Source organism: Marinimicrobium sp. UBA4209, from assembly GCF_002381585.1.
GTDB classification, from domain to species: domain Bacteria; phylum Pseudomonadota; class Gammaproteobacteria; order Pseudomonadales; family Cellvibrionaceae; genus Marinimicrobium; species Marinimicrobium koreense.
The window spans coordinates 20553-42705 of the sequence record NZ_DFTP01000106.1 but is presented as its reverse complement, the minus strand read 5'-3'; the positions used below and the strand labels follow the sequence as shown (position 1 = coordinate 42705).

Sequence of the window (22153 nt, the reverse complement as noted above, 5' to 3'; positions counted from 1 at the left end):
CTACTCCAACTCAGTAATAGTGACATTTCGAAAACGTACAATATTGTTGGTACGGCCGGTCTCTTTCAATAATTGACTGCCATGATGCTGCAAGCCGATAAAACCTTCACTGTCCTTGGTGTCTCGAACATGGGTGGTCAGAACGCCATTGACATATATTTTAATATCACTTCCCCGGCACTCGATTCGGTACTTGTTCCACTCGAGATGGCGGTAGGCGTTGGCCATTTCATCGGTCCAACCGGGCAGATAGCTTTCTTTAAAATCTTCATCGGGTTCAGAGCGGGTGGCGTGCACCGGGTGCAGCCACTGGCGACGAGCCTGGTCATAAAGCCCGCCACTCCACTTCCGATCACTCGGATCAACTTCGGCCTGATAGCCCATTGCCTCGCGCTTATCTCCGGTCGTTTTTACCTGGCCTCTGAACATTATGCCCGAGTTGCTGTATTCGTTGACGTCGGGCATGATCACTTCCGCCGTCAGAATAAAATCTTGGTAGCGTTTTTTGGTCGTCAAGAACCAGTTACCGGTTGAGCGAAGTATCAACTCGCCGTTTTCGACTCGAGCGTCACCATAATCATAAATATTCTCAAAATGACTCAGGGAGTCATCGATTAGGTTAGTTGAACCTGGCTCGGCTTTCTGTTGCGTCGAACAGCCAGCAATCGAGATTGTTGCAAGAAAGATAATTATTAATTTTTTCATGACTAAGCCGTCCATATTTAGGAGAACTTTAGATATCCAATGAGCGGATTCGGACACCACAAAGCGGTAAGGCCACCTTACCGCTTTACCTGACTGCTTGCAATATACAATATGGTAACTTTACGTTTCCCCACAAAGCACTTCTGCGGCGCTGAAGCTTAAAGCAAAAAACCGAGGCCTGAATGACAAGCCCCGGATAAAGTGTGCACATCCCTGTTAATCCGACTGGCTTCCACACTGGGCAGCTACCCCAAGTGAGAGAGAGAGAACACGAGTAGCCGCCAGATTCCTAGAAATTGAGCTTGAGCTTCACCCCCGCATAACGCTGTGCGGCACGGGGCACCTGGTGGGTCAGCACGCTTTCCCCGCCAAATAGCCCTTGCGACTGTCCGGCTCCGCTCACATAGGACTCATCGGTCACATTGTTGACAAACAGGGTCAGTTTGTAGGCATCGTCCTTATCGCGAATGCCGACATTCAGATTAAATATGCCGTAAGCATCCTGATAGGTCGTCGGGTCATTTAGCAGACTGAATCGAACCTCATCCTGCCACTGATAAGAACCGTTGATGAAGCCATCAAAAGGCAGGTCTTCAAAGCGCCAATCATAATTCGCTCCGAGAGTTACTTTGAGATCCGGCGAGTTATTAAGCTCGGTGCCACTCAAATCCTGCTTATCATCAGCACAGCCCTGGGCTTCTGTCTGTAGGTCATAACAATCCGCCCCAGTGAACTCTTCGATCTCCGCATCGATCAAGGCGATACCCATATCCACTTGAAGATTTTCAGTCAAAAGTGCAGTGGCGTCGATCTCAAGCCCGGACGTCTGTAAATCACCCACGTTATTCAGCTTAAATTCAATCGTCTGAGTATCCGGGTCGGTGACCGTACTTTGCGCCTGAAACCCCTCATAAGAGGTTGAGAACAAAGTGGTATTCAGCTGAAGCCGACGGTTCAGGAAGGTACCTTTCATACCAAGCTCGAATGAGTCAGAGGTCTCTGCACCTACCGGAGAATCAGCAGAGCTCTCCGAGAAGGAACTGGTAATGTCATAACCCTCACCTTTATGACCCTGACTGTAGCTACCAAAGAACATCAGATCACCCGCAGTGAAGTATTGGAGGGACAATTTCCCCAAAACCACATCATCTGTAGATGTGCCAGTTATAGGGTCATCTCCCGGCCTCAGGAAACTCACACCAATATCTTCTTGATGGTAGCGCAGACCACCAATCACGGTCAGACTGTTGTTGATCGAATACTTACCCTGAGCAAACACTGCTGCAATCTCGTTGTCCGCTTCGGCGCTCCAGTCAGCAACGAACACGGGGCCTCGCTGGAACCACCGGGCATTATCCTTTTTCTCAAAGTACAGTCCCGCCACGTAGTCGAACTTATCGTATGCGGGAGATGTCAATCGAAATTCTTGCGTCAGAAGATCTGTCTCATAACCAGATGATTGATTCAGCTCAAAGGTCTGAGTCGCATCAATATCTTGAAAAAACGTATACTCCCACTTCCGAAGCCCGGTGATGGACGCCAGAGCGTGTTCACCCAGATCGTATTCGGCCTTCAGCGTGGTTGACCAGTCGTCGGAGGTATTTCGCGGCTCGGCATCTATTCGAACCTGGTCGTTCTCTCTTGAAGGTGTAATACCTTCCAGCCATACCGCTGGAGGGTCGTCATTAATATTGCGAGCGTCGGGCGACACATAGTTGAAGGGCGACGCACAGCAGTTATCTTCCGATTCATTGATATCCGCAATTAGCGTTAGCGTAAGGTCCGCGCTCGCATCCCAGCGGAACTTTGAACGGAGGCCTTTGCTTTCCTTGCCATTAATGGTGTTTCCGGTATGCAGATTTTCAACATGGCCTTCATAATCTGAATGATAGCCACTGACCCGGACACCCAGAGTGTCGGTTAACATTCCAGACGCCGAGCCCAGAACTCGAACCTCTTCATCGTCAGTCGCGCTCAACTCGATCGTTGCTTCCGGGTACTCTGACGGCTCTTTGGTCGTAATATTGATCACACCAGCAGACGCGCTCTTTCCGAACAGAGTGCTCTGCGGCCCGCGCAGCACTTCTATTCGTTCAACGTCCACAAGATTCGAAAAAGCCTGAGCACTCGCGGCGACGGGGACATCGTCGATAATCACCGCGACACTGGGCTCAATGCTCATGCCGAATGCAAAAGTACCAATACCCCGCAGTGCGATCGGGCTGTTGTTCGCCTGATCACCCTGCGTAATGGTCAATGACGGCGATACTTTGGTCAGGTCGTTAAAATCGTTAACGCCCATATTCTCCAGACTTTCGCTATCGATGGCCGATACCGCTACGGGAATGTCCTGGGCGCTCTCCTCCCGCTTCTGGGCGGTGACAAGCACTTCTTCAAGCTGCGGTTGGGCCTGGACTGCGCTGGGAAAACCAATACCCGCACTCAACAGACCAACTGCGATGCTGAGTCGCTTTTTTGACAGGATGTTTACGCTCATAACTAACGCCTCATTTATTTAATATTTGAGCGTCAGTGGGAACTTCGCTGATGCCAACGCCGCTACAGCTCTTGTGGACAACCGCTTTATCCAAAGCGCCACAAACTACCCGCTGCAACATCCTAACGGCGCCCCAAAGACGCCTCTTGGCTGATTGAAGTCTCTCCTACCCCTTTTGTGGTCGAGCGACGAGGACAGAATTACCGACCCTCATGCTGACTGCGTGTTTGCGCATGCTCGCCAAGGCCATACGGCCAAGTGGTAAGGCCACCTTAACCCTGCGAACTTCCGGAGTCAAGCAGTTGCTTGTACTTTTTTGAACAAAAAATGAACGTTAGCGCAAATTCAGAGTATGGATAGACCGAGGGGGTCTCAGGAAAGAGCCCTAGGTGCACTGGCACGTTGAGGAGTGCACCTTTATTAAGGGCTTATGGGATCAGTCGTCTTCGTCTACAGAAACAATGGTGCCAGCGCCGTCATCCAATAGCGCCCAATCCCGCTCCAACGCCCTTGAGATATGGGCTCTCATGGCATTCTTTGCGGCAACTGGGTCCCGGTTTTTCAACGCATTAAAGATTCGGCGATGCTCATTCACAGAAGGGTGCACCCCCTCCTCACGCACCCTCTTGTGAAACAGGGTGCTGATCTCGGACTCATTCCTGAGCTGCCAATACCACCTCACGGTGGCCGCCAGCGCACTGTTTTGGGAGGCTTCGGCGATGATACAGTGAAAGCGCTCATCGGCACGCTCCGTCACACTCCCCTCAACCCCTTCGTTTTCCATTTCCCGCAAGGCAAGCTCCAGGTCCATTAGTTGCTTTTGGGTAATCCGGGCCGCCGCCAGCGCCACCGTCTCGGTCTCCACGCAACGACGGGCTTCAAGGATCTCAAACGGTCCCGGCCCTTCATCCCGAACCTCCAGTTCCTGGGGCGAGCGCTGCTTGACCACGTAGATCCCACGCCCGGTCCGGATCTCCACCAGTCCGGCAATTTCCAGGGCAATCATGGCCTCACGAATAGTGGGCCGACTGACATCAAATTTAACCGCCAGGTCCCGCTCGGACGGAAGTCGTCCGCCCGGTTTGATTTTTCCGGCTTTGATCTGCGACTCGATTTGACCGGCGACCTCGAGGTAAAGTCGACGGACTTTGACTGCCTGTATTTCCATTGGCGCTGCTCTATTGCGTTGGTTAACATATCTGGTGGTCAGGCCAACAATAATCGCATCAGTCTGCTCTCGAGTCAATCCGTCCCTGGGTACGTCCAACTCCCTTACCAGTTATACATGGTGCCATCTTCCAGACGGTTGACGGGCAAGTAGGCCGGACTGTATGGATATTTTGCGGCCAGCTTTTCATCAATATCTACACCATGTCCGGGGGCACTTCCTGCGTATAAGTAGCCTTTATCGAAGCGGTAGTCGTGCGGAAACACCTCGTCCGTCTGTTCGGTATGGCGCATATACTCCTGGATGCCAAAGTTTGGCACCCAGGTATCAAAGTGCAGTGCGGCGCCCATACAGACGGGAGAAAGGTCTGTCGCGCCATGACTGCCCGTACGGACCTGATACAGATCCGCCAGATTCGCAATTCGCCGAAGGTGAGTGATACCACCAGCATGCACCACCGTGGTGCGAATATAGTCAATCAGCTGCTCGGTGATCAATTGTTGACAGTCAAAGATGGAGTTGAAGATTTCCCCCACCGCCAAGGGAGTTGTCGTATGCTGACGGATCAGGCGGAAGCTCTCCTGGTTTTCCGCGGGAACAGAGTCCTCCAACCAGAACAGGCGATAGGGCTCAAGATCCTTGCCCACGCGAGCGGCCTGAATCGGTGTCAGCCGGTGATGGGCATCGTGAAGCAAGTGGTGCTCGAAGCCGAATTTCTCCCTGAGCTTATCGAAAAGCTTAGGGACATGCTTCATATATTTCTCAGTGGACCAGACGTTTTCGGAGGGTAAATCCGAGTCGGCCGGCTCGTAGTACATTTTCTCTTTGGCGACCCCATAGGTGGAGGGAATTCCAGGAATACCGGACTGGGCACGAATGGCTTTGTAACCAAGATCAATATACTTGGCCACCTCATCCACCGTCTCCTCAATATCCACGCCATTCGCATGACCATAAACCATCACACCATCTCGTGACCGTCCGCCAAGCAACTCATAAAGCGGAAGTCCGGCAATTTTTCCTTTAATATCCCACAGCGCTGTATCGATACCGGCAATCGCGGTCATGGTAACCGGTCCACGACGCCAATAGGCACCTCGATACAGGTACTGCCAGATATCTTCAATCTGTTGAGGGTCTCGCCCTATCAGACAGGGAAACAGATGATCCTCCAGATAAGAAACCACCGACAGTTCACGTCCGTTAAGTGTCGCATCGCCAATCCCGTATACACCCTCATCAGTCTCGATCTTTACGGTCACGAAGTTTCGACCCGGACAGGTCACAATCACTTTACAGTTTACAATTTTCATAAAAATAACCACTTTAACAGGTATTACCGAATATCAGCCGGGCCAGCTTTTGGAAATGTACGTTGATACACTTTCAAAAATAGGCCAAAAAAGGGCGCACCAGAAGATATGAGTACGCCCGTCAAGGGAGATCAACTGTTACCTACAAATCACGCTGCTCGTGATAGAAGTTTTTAAGCACATCAAACGCCATTTTCTTTTCACCGGTTTCAGAAATCAGACCTTTGCGATTGTAAGTCTCATGGATTCCATTCAGCTCACGAAGGTGGGAACGAAAATCCGTCAGAATCCACGGGGACATGCCTTTAACCGCTTCACTTCGTTCCAGCATGTCCACTTGAGCCCGGTACACTCTGGCCTGATACTCCTCCGACCAGATGACGCCCTCTTCGGAATGGAATCCGGCTTTTGCGCCCGCCCCAAACTCAGAGATGATCATCGGCTTGCCAAAGACGTTATTGAATCGCATTTTTGGCATCAACTTGAACATAGTGTCTCGAATCAGTCCCTCATCTACCCCGAGCTCGGGGGCAAAAAAGGCGGAGTAATACCAGCCGAAATACTCGTTGTAACCAACAATATCAACCACTTCACCCAGCTGGTCTTTGATCATGACCGTAACCACATCATTTTTGTCGAAGTCGTCAGGCGCGGTCTTTTCAAACATTGCTCTCAGACGATCCTTCTCTGCCTCGGGAAGCTCTGAATCATGTATCAGCGAATACAAAAGATGGTTACCCACCTCTTCAAACTCCTTTGAAAAGTCACCGATCAGAGCCGAGGCGATCAGGCGATCACTGGCATCCAACGACCTCGCGGTTTCAGCGAGCCCCTTGAGGAAATCCAAACGCTCCTGGGACTGAGGAAAGGTCTCATTGGCGATAGACCACATGACGATGGAGGCTCGATTCAAATCCCGGGTAACATTGTCGCTAATCTGAGCTTGAGCAACCTGTTGCGTGTGTTCGTTATCCCAGTCAATCAAGGAGACAATGGGAATTTCACTCCATACCATCAAGCCGAGTTTATCGGCCATTCTGACAGTGTGCTCATTATGAGGATAATGGGCGAGACGTACAAAGTTACCACCCAGCTCTTTAATCAGCTTCATCTGCACTTCGGCATCTTCCGGCGAGTTGGCCATCCCCGCTCGCAGCGGTGTTTCTTCATGCATGCTGATGCCATAGAGCTTTACAGGTTTACCATTAAGTACGATGTTCTGACCCTCGGTTTCGATGGTTCTAAATCCTATCTGGTCCTTGATCTCACGCCCGTCATAGCTGATTTTCACGTCATATAGTTTCGGGTTTTCCGGGCTCCAGAGTTGAAGATCGGCCTGGGCGCTGAACTCAGCGCGTCCGTTCTTACCCACAGACACCGTCTGTTTGACACCCGCTTCGGGGATTTCTACCGTCACAGCCCCACGTTGAACGTTATCGGACAACTGAATCCAGCCCCTGATCTCCCCACTCTCCCGATCATCCAGGTATACGTGATACTGGCTGACATGCTTTTCAGGCAGCGTCAGCAGGTTTACATCGCGAGTAATGCCACCGTATTTCCAGAAATCAGAGGTGCGCATCGTCGGGATGGTACTGTCGTCCAGAAAAGCATCGACGCGAACGATAATCGTATTCTCTCCGTCTTTGATGTGGTCTGTCACATCAAAATTGAATGCGGTATAGCCGCCCTCATGTCGACCCACCAGCTCGTCATTGACGAACAGGTCAGTGACATAGTTGGCGCCACCAAAATGAACGAAGTACCTTTTTCCCTCTTCCTTATCAATCGGCACAATTTTGTGATAGAACATTTTTCCGCGGTAGCGATCCAGATCGACACGCTGGCTGTTCCAGTCACCGGGAACCTTAAGCTGGCTTCGATCATCAAACGAGGTTTCTTTGAGCTCCATGCCGGTGAGCTGGTCTCGGTTCAGGTCATTGATGTATCCACCGATTCTCCAGCCGATGCCCGCTTCATCCACTTTAATGTCCCACATGCCGTTGAGGGAGCGACGCTCGCGACCGTAGATATTGGTCAGCAATGGCGCGGGTTGCGGGTAAACGTCTGCATCAGGAAAAACCGAGAAAAACTCATTATCCGAGTCGTCTTCGCCTTCAGCCGCCCCTACGGAGGCCGCCACCACCCACAAGCAGCACAAGGCCGCTCGCAGTAGCTGTTTCTGTATCTCACCCATGGTTATAACCTCACCTGTTGATTCCGGCCCTACAGGTCGGAAACTGTTATTTTCGAAGATGGCCAAACCACCCGCTGCCTGGTGGCCTGACCACTTTACCATGATGATCAGGTGACTCCCAAAAGTCAACCAGTTTTTGAGGAAAAATGACCGAAGGAATGGAAGATATAAAAGGGATAGAGAGGGGCGCTCAGCCTTCCTGGCGCCCCATAGGTGACCAGTAGCTGTGCCGATGCATCAATAGATCAGGCCCAAACCAAACTCAAACCGCATGGCTCAAAGTTGCGCCCCACAAAAAAATAGTATTTATATCATCTATAAACATGTTGACGACACCCTTCCTGCTGGTATTATGGCCAAGTGGTAAGGCCACAAATCAGGCCACTGCGACGCCGACCCGTACGCCGACGTCTATAGACGACCCGTGAGAGAGCATTCACGGAGCTCGACAGTCTCGATATACCTAGTCACTCGGAGTCAATATGAAAATTGTTAATTGCAAGGTTATTGTAACCTGCCCTGGCCGTAACTTCGTTACCGTCAAAATCGAAACGGATGAAGGGGTTTACGGTGTAGGGGATGCGACCCTTAACGGTCGGGAGTTGGCCGTTGCCTCATACCTTGAGGATCATCTGTTTCCCTGCCTCATCGGCCGGGACCCCCAGGATATTGAGGACATCTGGCAATACATGTATCGCGGCGCTTACTGGCGCCGGGGTCCCGTTACCATGGCAGCTATCGGGGGTATAGACATCGCGCTTTGGGATATCAAAGGTAAAGTGGCAGGACTACCACTCTATCAACTCCTGGGCGGCCGTTCGCGCAATGGCGTTATGGTTTACGGACACGCCAACGGCGTCGATATTGAGGAAACCGTCGACGAAGTCGCCAAGTTCATCGACATGGGATATAAAGCGATCCGAGCTCAGTGTGGGGTTCCCGGCATCCCTTCCATTTATGGGGTGACCGAGGACAAGATGTTTTATGAGCCTGCCGATGTTGGCCTGCCTGACGAGCAGGTTTGGTCAACCGAAAAGTACCTGAACCATGTGCCCAAGCTGTTTGATAAGCTTCGGGAGAAGTTTGGCTTTGAGCATCATTTGTTGCACGACGCCCATCATCGCCTGACACCCATTGAGGCGGCCCGCTTGGGTAAAGACCTGGAACCCTACCGCCTGTTCTGGCTTGAAGACGCTGTACCGGCGGAAAATCAGGAAAACTTCCGGTTGATCCGCCAACACACGACAACCCCTCTTGCCGTCGGGGAGGTCTTCAACTCTATCTATGACTGTCAACAGCTGTTCTCTGAGCAGTTGATTGATTATATCCGGGCCACCGTCGTTCACGCTGGCGGCATCACCCATTTCCGCCGCATTGCCAACCTGGCCGATCTGTACAATGTGCGGACCGGTTGTCACGGCCCCACAGATCTATCCCCCATTTGCATGGGAGCGGCACTACATTTTGATACCTGGGTTCCCAACTTTGGCATTCAGGAGTATATGCGGCACACAGAGCAAACGAACGAAGTGTTCCCGCACGATTATCATTTTGAGGATGGTTACCTTCACGCCGGCTCCGCTCCGGGGCATGGCGTAGACATTGATGAGGAACTGGCCGCTCGCTACCCCTACAAACGCGCCTACCTGCCGGTAAATCGTCTTGAAGACGGCACGCTTTATAATTGGTAGTTACTTTGGATAAGGCTGGCTTACCAGGCCAGCCTTCCGATCCCTTTACAGCGAATCTTGGCTACATGAAAGGAGCTGTAGAGGTGGCATTACAAGCAAACAGGCTTTTGACTATGACAACCTCTTCAAACCTCCCGAAAGAGTCACGCACTCCTGTTTTGATCGTGGTAATGGGTGTGTCAGGATCTGGCAAGACAACTCTTGGAAGGGCGCTGGCGGGCCACCTGAATTGGCGCTTCCTGGACGCCGACGACTTTCACAGCGCTGAATCTCGTGCGCACATGGCGTCCGGAAAGCCCTTGACCGATGACATGCGAAAACCCTGGATATCGGCTATCTGTCAAGAGCTTAAAGAGCACGCCGAAGACAACAGGCCAGCCATTCTTGCTTTCTCCGGTCTTAAGAAATTCCACCGCGAGCCTTTGCGTCACTGCGGTTTAAACGTGATATTCCTACACTTGACCGGTGAGCGGGAGACGTTGGCGCAACGTATGCTCGCACGTAACGATCATTTTATGCCTCCCAGCCTGCTGGATAGCCAACTGGAAACCTTGGAGATCCCGGCAGATGAAGAAGACGTTTTCTCGCTAGCCATTGAAGAGCCTTTGGAAGATCTATTGATTCAAGCCGAAAAATTGGTGAACGAACACGGCAACTCCTAACGTTGAACAACGAGTATATCCACCCCGGTATCTCACAGCCCAACGCCTCCATAACACCCGGAAGCGCCCGTACCTCAACCAGGTTCTTTGTCGCGAGACCTGCTTAAGGCATATGGCGCTTCATAGCGTGGTTATGCCGGTGTATCAATAGGTCAAACCTGCACCAAACTCAAACAGAGCATAACCCTCTGGCTCAAGATAACCGGGAACATCTGACCGATTGGTCTCCACCGCCTGCTGTGAGATGGGGATGGTAAACGGAAGCTTCCCGGTGGGAGCGAACCGCCCCTCCACAACATCCATCAGCGCCTCCATGGATGTGCCAAAAGTCGCCACAACTGTGTTCAAGGAGCCCTGATCAATCTCATTGATCACCCAAGGATTGCTGAAGTTGATCGCTACCACCGTGGGCTTGTCTTGCAGCGCTTGATTCACGCGCTCTACATCGACACCGTTCTCGCCAAGCCTGAGGTCAATTGAGGCACCCGTGGAGCCAAACAGGCCACCGTTATTGGGGAGCAACCAAAGCACCACGACATCCGCCTCTTCACGTGTGCGCACAAACTCAACATCCCACGGATGGGACATCGGAGCGAAGACTTCACTGGGATTGCCACCTTTCAAATCGTCCCGATAACGCTCCACATAAACCTTGGAACCGGATGTCAGCGGAAGGAGCGAATCGTCATTACGCAGAAGCACTATGGATTTGCGCAATGCGAGGTCGGCCCGCTCCTGATGCTCTTCACTGCCCACGATCCTCTCTGCATAGCCGGGATCCACATAAGGGTCCTCAAACAGTCCCAATGCAAACTTCTCCGCCAACAAGCGCCGAACGGAGTCATCCAGACGGGCTTCCGAGACCAGCCCGCTCTTCACGGTTTCGAGCAAACTGGCCGGATCCGCCGTTCCGGAGAAGAGGTCAACACCGGCGTCTAGTGCTCTGCGGTAGCGCTCCGGCAATGACAGGGACTCCACTCCCCAGGGCATCATTTCGATGGGGCCGGTATCCGAATTGATAATCCCCTCAAACCCCATCTGCTCCCTTAACAGTCCGGTCAAGACCCGCTTGTTGTAAGCAAACGCCACCTCTTCAAAATCTGTTCCTACCGGCTTCGCGTAGTACGGCATAATGGATGAGGTTTTGGCCTCAATGGCCGCTTTGAACGGCTTCAGATGGTAATCGAACATGTCGCCAGGATAATGCTGATCCTTGCCCCAGAAGAAGTGGGGGTCCTGCCCATCAACCTGAGGGCCGCCACCGGGAAAGTGTTTAGTGGTCAGGGCGACCGAGCCTTTCCCCAAATTCTCTCCCTGGAAGCCCAGGGTCACCTCACGGATCATGTCCGCTGCCAAGTCGGCGTTCTCGCCGAAGGTCCCTTCGACACGTTCCCAGCGCGGCTCCGTGGCGAGGTCCGCCATGTACATATAGCCCTTGCGCAGCCCGACCGATGCCCACTCACGGCCGGCAATTTCAGCAAACTCACGGGTCAACTCAAGGTCCCGCATGGCAGCGAGCCCCAGCTCACCGGGCCAAGTGGAGAAGGTGGTGTCGCCCAGACCAACCCCCATAGCGTTATCTACCGTTACATGATTACGCGGGTTGGATGAAACGATCACGGGAATTCCCAAACGGGTACCTTCCGCGACCGCTTGAACGTTGTTGGCCCACTCTGCGATTAACCGGGGATCGGCATTGGTACGCAGAATCAGATGTCGGAGGTGGCGCTCCTCTATTCCCTTCGTGGTACCGGAAAACATCAGCATCGGCTCGGGTAGAGGCTGCCGAGTGAAGAGATTCATCTCCATGACGATGTCCTCCTCGGACAGGCCACTCGTCACCTCTCCACCCCCATCCCTTAAGCCGAAAGCACTCCCGCCGTCCATACTCACCGAGCTGATCAGCATAAAGCCAACCTTCTCCTCCAGCGACATTTTGCCGACCAGGTCCTCGACCCGCTCAGCGGTAGGTCGGCGCCAGTCTTCATAGGTGTCCAGCGCCCCATTCTTATTCAGGTCTTTGAATTGATAGCCGTCCACACTGAGCAATTCACTGTTTCGGGCTTCCAGCTCAGGTTGACTGTGGCTTTTCTGAGGTTCTTCAACTGACGATTTTTGACCGCAAGCGGCGATCGTGACTGCCAGCGCGACGACAGCGAGTCGAGCCGAGCGTGAGCAGTTACCGATGAGGACGTCTTGGATTCTCTTCATAGCCTAACCTACCGAATTTGGTAATCATTGAGGGTAAAAGACACACCAGTAGTGCGCCTCCAGAGGTAGAGCGTTTCGGCAGGATAATTCGATATTGGTCCGACGGTCAACTGGTAAGGCCAAAAGCCTAATAGGCTTCTGCCCGTCGGATTGCGCGCTAACCCGACCTACGGGGTCTGCGCAATCTCCGAGTAGGTCGGGTTAGCGAAGCGTAACCCGACAGAGGCCCCGGGCTAAGCGGTCAGCGGCCAGCCCAGAATCAGCACCACGATGGTCGAAATACCAATCACGACATTCATCGGCGCCCCGACCTTCAGGAAATCGGTAAAGCGGTACCCCCCCGGGCCGTAGACCATCAGGTTGGTCTGGTAGCCCAACGGCGTGGCAAAGCTGGCGGAGGCGGCAATCATCAGGGCGAAAATATAGGGCTCAGGGCTCAGGCTCGCTTTTTCGGTGATCTCAAGCACCACCGGCAGCATGATGATGGCCGCCGCATTGTTGGTAATGCACTCGGTGAGAATGGAGACCGATATATAGACCATCAGCAGAATCAGCCAGGGATGACCACCGCTGAGACTGACCAGTGTCTCCCCGAGCAACCGGGCCACGCCGGTTTTATCCAGTGCCACCCCCAGCGCAAAGGACGCGGCAATGGTCAGCAATACCGTGATGTCCAGGCTTTTCTGGGCCTGAGGGGCGGAGCAGCAGCCGGTAATCAGCATGGCGGCAGCGCCCAGCAGGCCCGCATGCAGAATCGGCAACAGGCCGGTGGCGGACACCAGGACCACGGCGAGCAGAATGCCCCAGGCCAGGTACGCCCGTTGATGGCGCGGCGCCTCGGTCTGCAGGTCATTGATCAGCAGGAAGTCCTTGTTGTACTGCTGGCGACTGACAAAAGCCGGCCGCGCTTCCAGCAGCAGGGTGTCACCGGGCTTGAGCTTGATGGTGCCCAGGTTGCCCGGTACTCGTTCACCGTTGCGGGCCACGGCGAGCACTACCGCCCCGTATCGCTCCCGGAACTGGGAGTCCCGGATGGTCTGATTGATGCAGTTACTGTGGGGGGAAATCACCGCTTCCACCAGGCGCCGTTCGCTGTGCTCCCTTCCCAAGGTCGGCTCACCATTGGTGGAGGCCACAATCCCCTTGATCCGCAACAGGTCGGAAATCGCTTCGGTATTACCCGCGAAAATCAGCCGGTCGCCCGCCTGCAGAGGCTCTTCCGAGCCTACCGCTGGCACGATGGCTCCGGCGCGCTCGATCTCCACCAGGTAAATCCGCTTCAGGTTACGCAGGCCCGCCTGGACGACGGTCTTGCCCACCAAGGGCCCATCGGCGGCCACGGCCACCTCCAGAGTGAACTCCCGCAGGTTCCCGAAAATTTCCTTTTCCCGCCGATCCGGCAACCAGCGGGGGAAGAACACGATAATGAAAACCAGGCCGATGATCGCCACCGGCAACGCCACGGCGGTAATCGAGAACAGCGAGAACCCAGCCTCTCCGGTCATGGACTGGTACTGACCGTTGACCACCAGGTTGGTACTGGTGCCCACCAGCGTCAGAGTGCCCCCCAGAATGGCGGAGTAACTCAGGGGAATCATCAGCTTCGAGACGGGAACGTCAATGCGCTTGGCCCAGGCCCGCAGGGCCGGAATCATGGTGGCGACCACCGGGGTATTGTTCAGAAAGCCGCTGAACAGCGCGACCGGGAAGGCGACCCGCATCTGGGCGCGCCGGACGCTCTTCGGCTCACCGAGCAGATAATGCACAATCAGCTCGATGCCTCCCGAAGCGTGAATACCGGTGGCCACCACAAACATGGCGGCCACGGTGATCAGGCCGCTATTACTGAAACCGGAAAAGGCTTCCGACGGTGTCAGCACACCCGAGACCAGCAGGATCACCATCACGCCAGTCATGACCAGATGCGGGCCAATGCGCGTGAAGATAAGAGTGCCCAGTGCCCCCAGGGTCAGCGAAAGGGACAACAAGCCTTGCCATTCCATACAGTCTCGTCCAGATTAGGGTGATAATGCCCGCGAGCATAACCAAAGCGGGTTCTAAGAGAAAATAGTTATTGGCTCTAGGGTTATAACACTGGAGCATATACGCATCCAGGTTTGCCGACCCTTCGTACTGGCTGGACAACCACCCACACAAGGAAACTTTCATGGCCTCTCTTCGCAGTGTATTGCGCACGGCCGCTCTTCGCGGGCTGGTGCTGTTGAGCGCCCTGATCACCCTGCCCGGCACGGCCGCCGAACTGGATATCGAGCTGACCAACCCGCCGGCTGACGGCCCCCTCTACGTCCTGTTGTTTGAGGATGCCGACACCTTCGGCAGCCTGCGCACCGCTCAGTACCGGGAGCGCTTTGTCGCCGGACAACCGATTCGGCTGTCCGTCCCGGAAGGCGACTACGCCGTCCTGCTGTTTGTGGATGAAAACGGCAACGGCGAGTTGGATCGCAATTTTATCGGCATTCCCCGGGAGCCCATTGCCCTGTCCAACAACTATCGCCCCAAGGGGCCGCCCAACTTCAATCGGGCCCGGCTGACTCTGAGCGACGACGCGCCCACGCAACAGACCCTCTCCCTGAGCCAGATACTGGGCGATACGGGCCAGTGGGGCGTCGGCATCGGCGCAGTCGGGCAGACCTCGCCCTACCGGGGCAGCACCAAACAGCCCGGCACGGTGATCCCCGCTATCGTCTACATTGGTGAGAAACTGCAGTGGACGGGACCGCGTATCCGCTACACCCTGGCGGGCAGCACGGACTGGCGACTGGCGCTTCAGGGGGATTTACGCCTGGGCGCTTACGAAGAGCAGGACAGCCCCTTCCTCGCCGGTCTGGGTGATCGCGACACCACCCTGATGCTGGGGTTGGCCTGGACCCGTGAACTCCCCGCCGGTATCGATTTTACCGTCAGCGCCAGTCAGGACCTGTTCGACCGCTCCGGCGGCCAGCAGGCGGAACTGTCGCTCAGTCGCGGTTTTCAGTGGGGGAATTGGCGACTGTCACCGTTTGTGGGGTTGAATTGGCTGAGCGCCGATTTGGCGGACTACGAGTTTGGCGTGCCGACAGAGGCGGCCACCGCCGAGCGGCCCGCCTATCAACCGTCTTCAGCCGTCAACCCGGAGGCCGGGGTGACGTTCTTTTACGAAATCACCCAGGGGTGGCAAATGGTGGGGAATATTGGCGTGGAGCAACTCGACGACGAGCTGACCGATAGTCCGATTGTGAATGAGGAGCGGTTGATGAAAGGGTTTGTGTCGTTGACCTATACGTTTTAGGTGTTGGAAAGCATGGGGGAACGGCGGATGCGGCCTGCGGCCTCCGATACGTCGGACCGATCCGCCCTACCCAACCTTGCGTAGGGGCTGAGCGCAGCGATTGAACCGCGCACCCGCCGTAACCTGCCTCAATGCTCGTGGTCGTGCTCGAACGCCCCTTCAAACCCGAGCCACGCTACTTTGGCCGGCGTAACGTCCAGGTTGAGAACCGTCTCGACCGCACCGGATTCCAGATCCACTTCCACCACCGTGTTGGCCACCGGATCCGTAATGTAGACCAGATGACTCGCATGGGACACGCTCATCACCGGGCGCAAGTCTTCCGCCAGACCACCCAGGTCGCTGGTGACGGCTTCGATTGGCTCAAGCACCGCCCAGCCATCGGCGATTTCAAGGCGAATCAGATCACCGGTGCTATCCAGCACCAGAAAGTGTTCACCCTCGGCATCGAACCCGTAGCCAATGGCGGTACGCTCTGACTCACCGCGCCAGTCAAGCGGCTCTATGCTGTCCGCTTCCGGATCAATAAGATAGAGCTCTTCCGAAGCAACACCCACCAGTATTTCTCCCTCGGACATTCCATAGAGCGAACCGATGCGTCCCACAAAGCCTTCCGGATTGGCGATTTTCTCGCCGACGAACTCGCCGTTTTCCTCGTGAATCACCAACACACCATCCGTGCAGCCAAAGGCGACACCGTGATGCCACTGGGCACTCCCGTGCAGTCCGGGACAGAGCGTTTCGAAGGTCTGTTCGAGTTCGTACTCGTCATCGTGCCAGTGGTAACGCGCTACCTGGTTGGGCAAGGTGGTGCTGTCATCATTGGCATCCCGGACAGTGGCAAACAGGTACTCTCCAAACTGCTGCGCTGCGCCGTGCTGGTGAGTGTCCAGGGTCAGCCATCGGCCACTGCCATTGTCGGCCATATCGGCTTCGGAAAAGACCCCGACCTCAGCCGCCTCGCCCTGATCGGCATTGCCGTCATAGAAAATCACCGAACGCTCGCCACCGGTGGTGAAGTGGGTCGGGCGTGGACCCGGCGCCGAGAAGTCGGCAAAGCTCGGGGAGGTGATGGTGTAATCCCAGTGATCATCGTGATACTCGTGAATCAGACCCGAGTCCACCGCGTTTACTTCACCCGCATCCCGCTGCAACATCACACCAAAGCGATGGTTCGCGCTGGCGTATACCGCCGAAGCCGGATTATTCAGTTCGTAATGGGCCAGCTCGTCGCCGTCATCCAGATCATAGAGAACCACTTCGGCCTCATCGTAGGCGGCTACCAGTAACCGGCCTTTGGTTTCGGGCGCGTCACCATGGGCTGAACCATGATCATCATCGTGATCGTCGGAATGATCTTCCACCGGATCGCGTTCCACAATCTCGGTGCTGCTGCCACCGCAGCCGCTCAGTACCAACAGTGAGCTCAGGCACAAAGCGGTTGAAAGTCCGTGTTGCCAATGCATGTTTGAAACTCCTGTTGTTCGATTATTAAATTGTTGGTTGCGTCGGGTGACGGCGGATGCGGGCTTTGCCCTCCGATACGTCGGACCGATCCGCCCTACGCAAACTGCCGTGCTATCCGTAGGGGCTAGAATCGGGAGCGCAGTCCTACCGCCAGCGAACGCGCCGGTAATGGCGCCTTGTCTTTCAAAAATGAGGTGTGCGGACGGGCTTCGGTGTCCGTGAGGTTGTTGCCCTGGACATAGAGGGTCATGGTCTGCGCGGCCCACTCCCAGTCGTAACTCAGCTGGGCATCCACCAGGGTGTAACCGTCGGACTCCGTTTCCAGATTGGCGGTGCGGTCCTGATCGAAGTAATGTTGCGCGCCCAACTCCGCCCGCCAACCATTGAGGCGATACTCCAGTTGCGCTCCGAGACGCAGTGGCGGAATACGCGGCATGGCTTCGCCGCCATTCAGGGTGGCGCGGGTGTAGTCGCTCATCAGGGTCAGACGCCAGGGGCTGGCCACCTGCCATACCAGTTGGCCTTCCACACCGTACAGGCGCGCGTCGCGGGCGGTGTAGTGATACACCGGTAAGGCCTCTTCCTCCTCATGCTCTGCCTCGCCGTGATCGTGTTCATCGGCGTGATCGTCCTCGGCTTCCAGGCCCGTGGCAGACAGATAGTAGAAATCATCCATCTGGTTGTAGAAGGCGTTCAACGTGAAGCCCACATCACCTTCAAACTTGCGCAGAGTCAGATCGATGTTGTTGGACGTTTCCAGCTCCACCGCCGCCGGACTGACCTCGGCGTGAAAGTGCCCATCCGCCTCTTCATGCAAGTCATACAGGGCACCGATTTCATAACTGCTGGTACCGATATGGGGGCCAAAGGAGTACAGCTCGGCCGCCGAAGGCGCGCGTTGCGCCCGGGACAGTGACAGCCCCAGGTTGTAACCCTCGGTGAAATCCCACACCGCACCGGCAGACAGGCTGAACGGTTCAAAGGTCTGTTTCACTTGATAGGCGGCCAGCAATCCGGGTTGATCTTCCATCGGAACCGTCACCTGATCGGCGGACAGTTCGACCCGCTCAACCCGCGCCCCCAACTGAACCTGTACCGGGCCAAAGTGCCGCTCCTCCATCCAGCCCAGCGCCAGGCTTTCCGTTTCCGAGGGCGGGGTGAAGGCCTCAGCGCCCTCCGCAGAAAAGTCCTGATGCTTGTACTGAAGACTCCAGGCACCGCGCCATTCGGCCACCGGATGATGAAACAGCTCGGCGCGCACTTCCCGGCTGGTATTGGCGAAGGTGGTAAGAGGCACACCCTCTTCAATTTCCGAATGGCGATAATCGGTATAGCCTAGGCGGGTGTTCAGGGCACTGAACCAGGCGTGATCCAGACTCAGCTCGCTGATCAGCTGTACCCGATCCTGCTCCAGGTCGGCGTACACATCAACGTCGCCCTCGCCTTCATGACCGTGGCCGGGAATTCCGTAGGTTCTCTCCAGCCGTCCGACAGAAACACCCACAAAGCCGTTATCCAGTAAATAGCTGGCACCAATATTGGCGCCCTTGGCCCGGTACGCGGAGTTATCCAGGCGCCCGTCAAACGCTTCGTCGGCATGATCTTGCTCATGACCAGCCTCGTGCTCTTCACGCTCAGCGGCTACCGGAATCCGGTAATCGTTGGACTCTCGCCAGAAACCATCTGCATGCGTGGCCCAGGAGCCCGCCCCTCCGGTAACGCTGCCGCTGACCAGTTTTTCATCCGCCACATTGTCATGTTTCAAATGCCACTGGCCGGACAGCTCATTATCCGTCGGCACCCGGCCGTCGACGATATTGACCACCCCGCCGATCGCTCCGCTGCCATAGAACAGAGTGGCCGGGCCGCGCAGCACTTCCACCTGCTCGGCGGTCGAGGTCTCCGTGGTCACCAGATGATCCGGCCCGACCCGGGAGACATCGCCGGCATCCAGGCCATTCTGGGTGATCAACACTCGGGGTCCACTCAGGCCCCGAATCACCGGGCTGCTGGCGACGGGCCCAAAGTAACTGGTGTGCACCCCCACCTCATTCTTCAGGGTTTCCCCGAGCGTGGAGGCCTGCTGACGGGCGAGGGTATCACCGGCAATCACATTGACTGGCTGGGCGGACTCCAGGGTGGAGGCGTGCCAGGGCAGTGCCACCACTTCGATCACTTCAATGCGGGTGGGCCGCAGCCGGATGGTCACCGGCCCCTCATCGAGATCGACATGCAGCTGCTGATGCACAAACCGGGGCGCCATAATATGCAGCTCCACTTCGTCACCACGCAGATCTTCCAGTGAAAAACGACCGGCGGCATCAGTCAGGGCCTGGCGGTTACTGCCCACCCATTCAACCACCGCGCCGGCCACCGGCTGGCCATCGGCATCCAGCACCGCGCCGGTCAGGGTTTCCGCCAGCGCACTTGGGGAGACCAATCCAGCCCACAACAGCCCAATACCACTCCATTGCAACCAGTTCTTCTGCACAACAACCTCCGGGATAGGTAACTCGCTTAGTTTTGTTATGGTATAACATAACTAAACAAATGAAAATCCCTCCCCGTTGTTTTGCTCGACGCCCCTTTTTGAGTCACTGAACAGTGCAGAAGATTTATGCGCCAATATTGATCCACTCCCCGCCACAGAAAACCACGTCCGGAACCCATCACAGCGCCTGAACATGCACCAATCTGAACCGGCTCCGCACTCCGACAGCGCGGCAACTCAAGCTTCCGGATCAGCCACCTCCGCCGCCCGATTCGAAAACATCTTTAAAAACAAGGCGTTAAAAAATTATTTTATTTGGCATAGGCATTGCAACTTCAGCCCCGGTCGCGCTGCGTGTTAGTTATCGACCTCGCGTGTTCAAGCACAACAGATGATCACCCCTGCAGCGCAATGCGTGCCCCAAAGCGGTTCACTCCCCTCGGGCATGCCCCTGACAACCCGGCCCCATACTCTGGATTGATGTCTTATGAGCCTGAACAAACTGAACCCGCTGGATTTTTCCCAGCCCGCCATCCGGGTCCTGCACCTGACCTGGTTTGCCTTCTTTCTGTCGTTTGTGGTGTGGTTCAGTCACGCCCCTCTGAAGCCCCTGATCACTGAAACCCTCGACATGAGCGGTGCCCAGTGGAAAGCGCTGCTGATTCTCAACGTCGCCCTGACCATCCCGGCCCGCATCGTGATCGGGATTCTGGTGGACAAGTTCGGCCCACGAAACGTGTTCTCCGGGCTGCTCGCCTGCTCGGGGTTGTTGTGCCTGGCCTTTGCCGCCTCACAGACCTTCGAGCAATTGGCGCTGACCCGTTTTCTGCTCGGCTTCGTCGGTGCCGGCTTCGTAATCGGTATCCGCATGGTGGGCGAGTGGTTTCCCGCCCGGCAGGTTGGCCTGGCGGAAGGTATCTATGGCGGCTGGGGCAACTTCGGCTCCGCCGCCGCGGCCTTTACCCTGCCCACCCTGGCCGTAGTGGTATTCGGCAGCCTCGGTGGCTGGCGCGCAGCCATTGCCTGCACCGGCCTTATTGCCATTGTCTACGGTGGCATTTTCTACTGGCGCGCGCGCAACACCCCCAAAGGCTCCACCTATTTCAAACCAAAAAAATCCGGCGGCCTGGAAGTCTCCAGCAAGCGTGATTTCTGGTTCTACATCGCGATGAACGTCCCCATGTACGCCATCCTCGCCGTACTGGCCTGGCGCCTGGGCCCGTCCAACATCAGCCTGCTCACCCAGAGCTCGGTCTACCTGATGTACCTGGTCCTCCTGTGCCTGTTCATATTCCAGTTCAGCCAGATCTATCGGGTGAACAAAGACATGCTCAAACACGGCGTACCGGAGCACGACAAGTACGAGTTCAAGCAGGTCGCGGTATTGAGCTGGGCCTACTTCGTCACCTTCGGCTCCGAGCTGGCGGTGGTCTCCATGCTGCCGGCCTTCTTTCTGGAAACCTTCACCCAACTGAGCCTGGCCGAAGCGGGCATGCTTGGTGGCGCCTTCGCCTTTATGAACCTGGTGGCCCGCCCGGGCGGCGGCTGGATCAGCGACAACTTCGGGCGCCGACGCAGCATGTCCATCTTCATCGGCGGCCTGGCGGTGGGTTACTTCGTCCTCTCCCAGGTCGGCGGCGGCTGGCCGGTGTGGCTGGCGGTAATGGCGGTGATGTGCTGTTCTTTCTTTGTCCAGGCGGGCGAAGGCGCGGTGTTTGCCATGGTGCCGTTGGTGAAGCGTCGCATGACCGGCCAGATCGCGGGCATGGCCGGCGCATACGGAAACGTGGGTGCGGTCACTTATCTGACGGCCTATAGCTTTATGGATGCGAGCACGTTCTTTCTGGTGATCGGCGCCTCGGCTGTAGCGACCTTCTTCCTCGTCCAGATGCTGGCCGAACCCAAAGGCCATATGAGCGAGATGATGGCCGATGGTACTTTGCAGAAGATTGAGCTGACTTGATGCTTGGGCTTATTAGGTTGTAGGAAGTCCGGGTCGGAGCGGGGTGATTGGCGTAGGTCGGATTAGCGCAGCGTAATCCGACAGAATGACTCCGGGGGTAAATTGTCGGATTACGCTGCGCTAATCCGACCTACTCGAAAAGCCACCCTCTCCGAGAGTCTCCAAAGGCCTCACCCTGTCCCGCCCCTCAATGCCAACGAATGGACTTCACTACCAATCTTCTACAAATGCCAGATAGATGGCACGGAGGGCGCTCGTGGGGTATACCGTTTGTAGACTCTCGGAGGCAGGGAGCCGACGAGAAGCCTACAGGGATGTATTCACGGCGGGTCTACAAACGGTATACCCCACGAGCGCCCGGACTCTCCGACTTCAAAAAACTGACAATGATTTCTAAATGGACCATATAAAATCGAAAATAACCATCGACTTTGCCCAGTATAGTGACGGCGGACGCAAAGGCGAAAATCAGGATACCATTGGGGCGCGCTTGCCCGAT

13 protein-coding genes are annotated in these 22153 nt (G+C 55.7%); 4 read left to right on the top strand and 9 right to left on the bottom strand.

Annotated elements, in window-relative coordinates; all coding sequences use genetic code 11:
* The 5 genes from B3187_RS15665 to B3187_RS15645 all read right to left on the bottom strand — a co-directional run bounded on the left by B3187_RS15665 (nt 1) and on the right by B3187_RS15645 (nt 7880).
* The gene (locus tag B3187_RS15665; RefSeq protein ID WP_286807391.1) at nt 1-705 is read right to left on the bottom strand and encodes a 3-keto-disaccharide hydrolase; all 705 of its coding nucleotides are present in this window, start codon (nt 703-705) and stop codon (nt 1-3) included.
* A 289-nt stretch (nt 706-994) separates the two neighbouring features.
* Complete coding sequence (locus B3187_RS15660; protein WP_286807390.1) at nt 995-3202, bottom strand: TonB-dependent receptor; 2208 nt, start codon at nt 3200-3202, stop codon at nt 995-997.
* A 436-nt stretch (nt 3203-3638) separates the two neighbouring features.
* Nucleotides 3639-4370 carry a FadR/GntR family transcriptional regulator gene (locus tag B3187_RS15655; protein ID WP_286807389.1) on the bottom strand — a complete coding sequence of 244 codons (732 nt, stop codon included), beginning with the start codon at nt 4368-4370 and terminating at the stop codon, nt 3639-3641.
* A gap of 104 nt (nt 4371-4474) precedes the next feature.
* Nucleotides 4475-5683, bottom strand: coding sequence for a D-mannonate dehydratase ManD (gene manD / locus B3187_RS15650; protein WP_286807388.1), 1209 nt, complete (start codon nt 5681-5683; stop codon nt 4475-4477).
* Between the two features lie 142 nt (nt 5684-5825).
* The gene (locus B3187_RS15645) at nt 5826-7880 is read right to left on the bottom strand and encodes a glycoside hydrolase family 2 protein (RefSeq protein ID WP_286807387.1); all 2055 of its coding nucleotides are present in this window, start codon (nt 7878-7880) and stop codon (nt 5826-5828) included.
* Nucleotides 7881-8362: 482 nt separating this feature from the next.
* On the opposite strand from B3187_RS15645, the gene manD (B3187_RS15640) reads away from it, so the two are divergent.
* Both manD (B3187_RS15640) and B3187_RS15635 read left to right on the top strand, forming a co-directional pair.
* Complete coding sequence (gene manD / locus B3187_RS15640) at nt 8363-9571, top strand: D-mannonate dehydratase ManD (RefSeq protein ID WP_265366807.1); 1209 nt, start codon at nt 8363-8365, stop codon at nt 9569-9571.
* Nucleotides 9572-9654: 83 nt separating this feature from the next.
* Nucleotides 9655-10233: a gluconokinase gene (locus B3187_RS15635; RefSeq protein ID WP_286807386.1), complete on the top strand. Its 579-nt coding sequence runs from the start codon at nt 9655-9657 to the stop codon at nt 10231-10233.
* Nucleotides 10234-10377: 144 nt separating this feature from the next.
* Here the strand turns inward: B3187_RS15635 and B3187_RS15630 are convergent, their stop codons facing one another.
* Together B3187_RS15630 and B3187_RS15625 are read right to left on the bottom strand one after the other, a co-directional pair.
* A complete protein-coding gene (locus tag B3187_RS15630) occupies nt 10378-12444 on the bottom strand; it encodes a glycoside hydrolase family 3 protein (RefSeq protein ID WP_286807385.1) in 2067 nt (688 codons plus the stop codon).
* A gap of 233 nt (nt 12445-12677) precedes the next feature.
* Nucleotides 12678-14447, bottom strand: coding sequence for an SLC13 family permease (locus B3187_RS15625; protein WP_286807384.1), 1770 nt, complete (start codon nt 14445-14447; stop codon nt 12678-12680).
* A gap of 164 nt (nt 14448-14611) precedes the next feature.
* Between B3187_RS15625 and B3187_RS15620 the strand changes: the two genes are divergently transcribed.
* A complete protein-coding gene (locus B3187_RS15620; protein ID WP_286807383.1) occupies nt 14612-15733 on the top strand; it encodes a MipA/OmpV family protein in 1122 nt (373 codons plus the stop codon).
* A 128-nt stretch (nt 15734-15861) separates the two neighbouring features.
* Here B3187_RS15620 and B3187_RS15615 read toward each other — a convergent pair whose 3' ends face one another.
* Both B3187_RS15615 and B3187_RS15610 read right to left on the bottom strand, forming a co-directional pair.
* Nucleotides 15862-17199 carry a hypothetical protein gene (locus B3187_RS15615; protein ID WP_286807382.1) on the bottom strand — a complete coding sequence of 446 codons (1338 nt, stop codon included), beginning with the start codon at nt 17197-17199 and terminating at the stop codon, nt 15862-15864.
* A gap of 125 nt (nt 17200-17324) precedes the next feature.
* Entirely contained in the window at nt 17325-19691 is a 2367-nt protein-coding gene (locus B3187_RS15610; protein ID WP_286807381.1) for a TonB-dependent receptor, read from the bottom strand.
* A gap of 487 nt (nt 19692-20178) precedes the next feature.
* Between B3187_RS15610 and B3187_RS15605 the strand changes: the two genes are divergently transcribed.
* Nucleotides 20179-21654: an MFS transporter gene (locus B3187_RS15605; protein ID WP_286807380.1), complete on the top strand. Its 1476-nt coding sequence runs from the start codon at nt 20179-20181 to the stop codon at nt 21652-21654.
* Nucleotides 21655-22153: the final 499 nt, after the last annotated feature.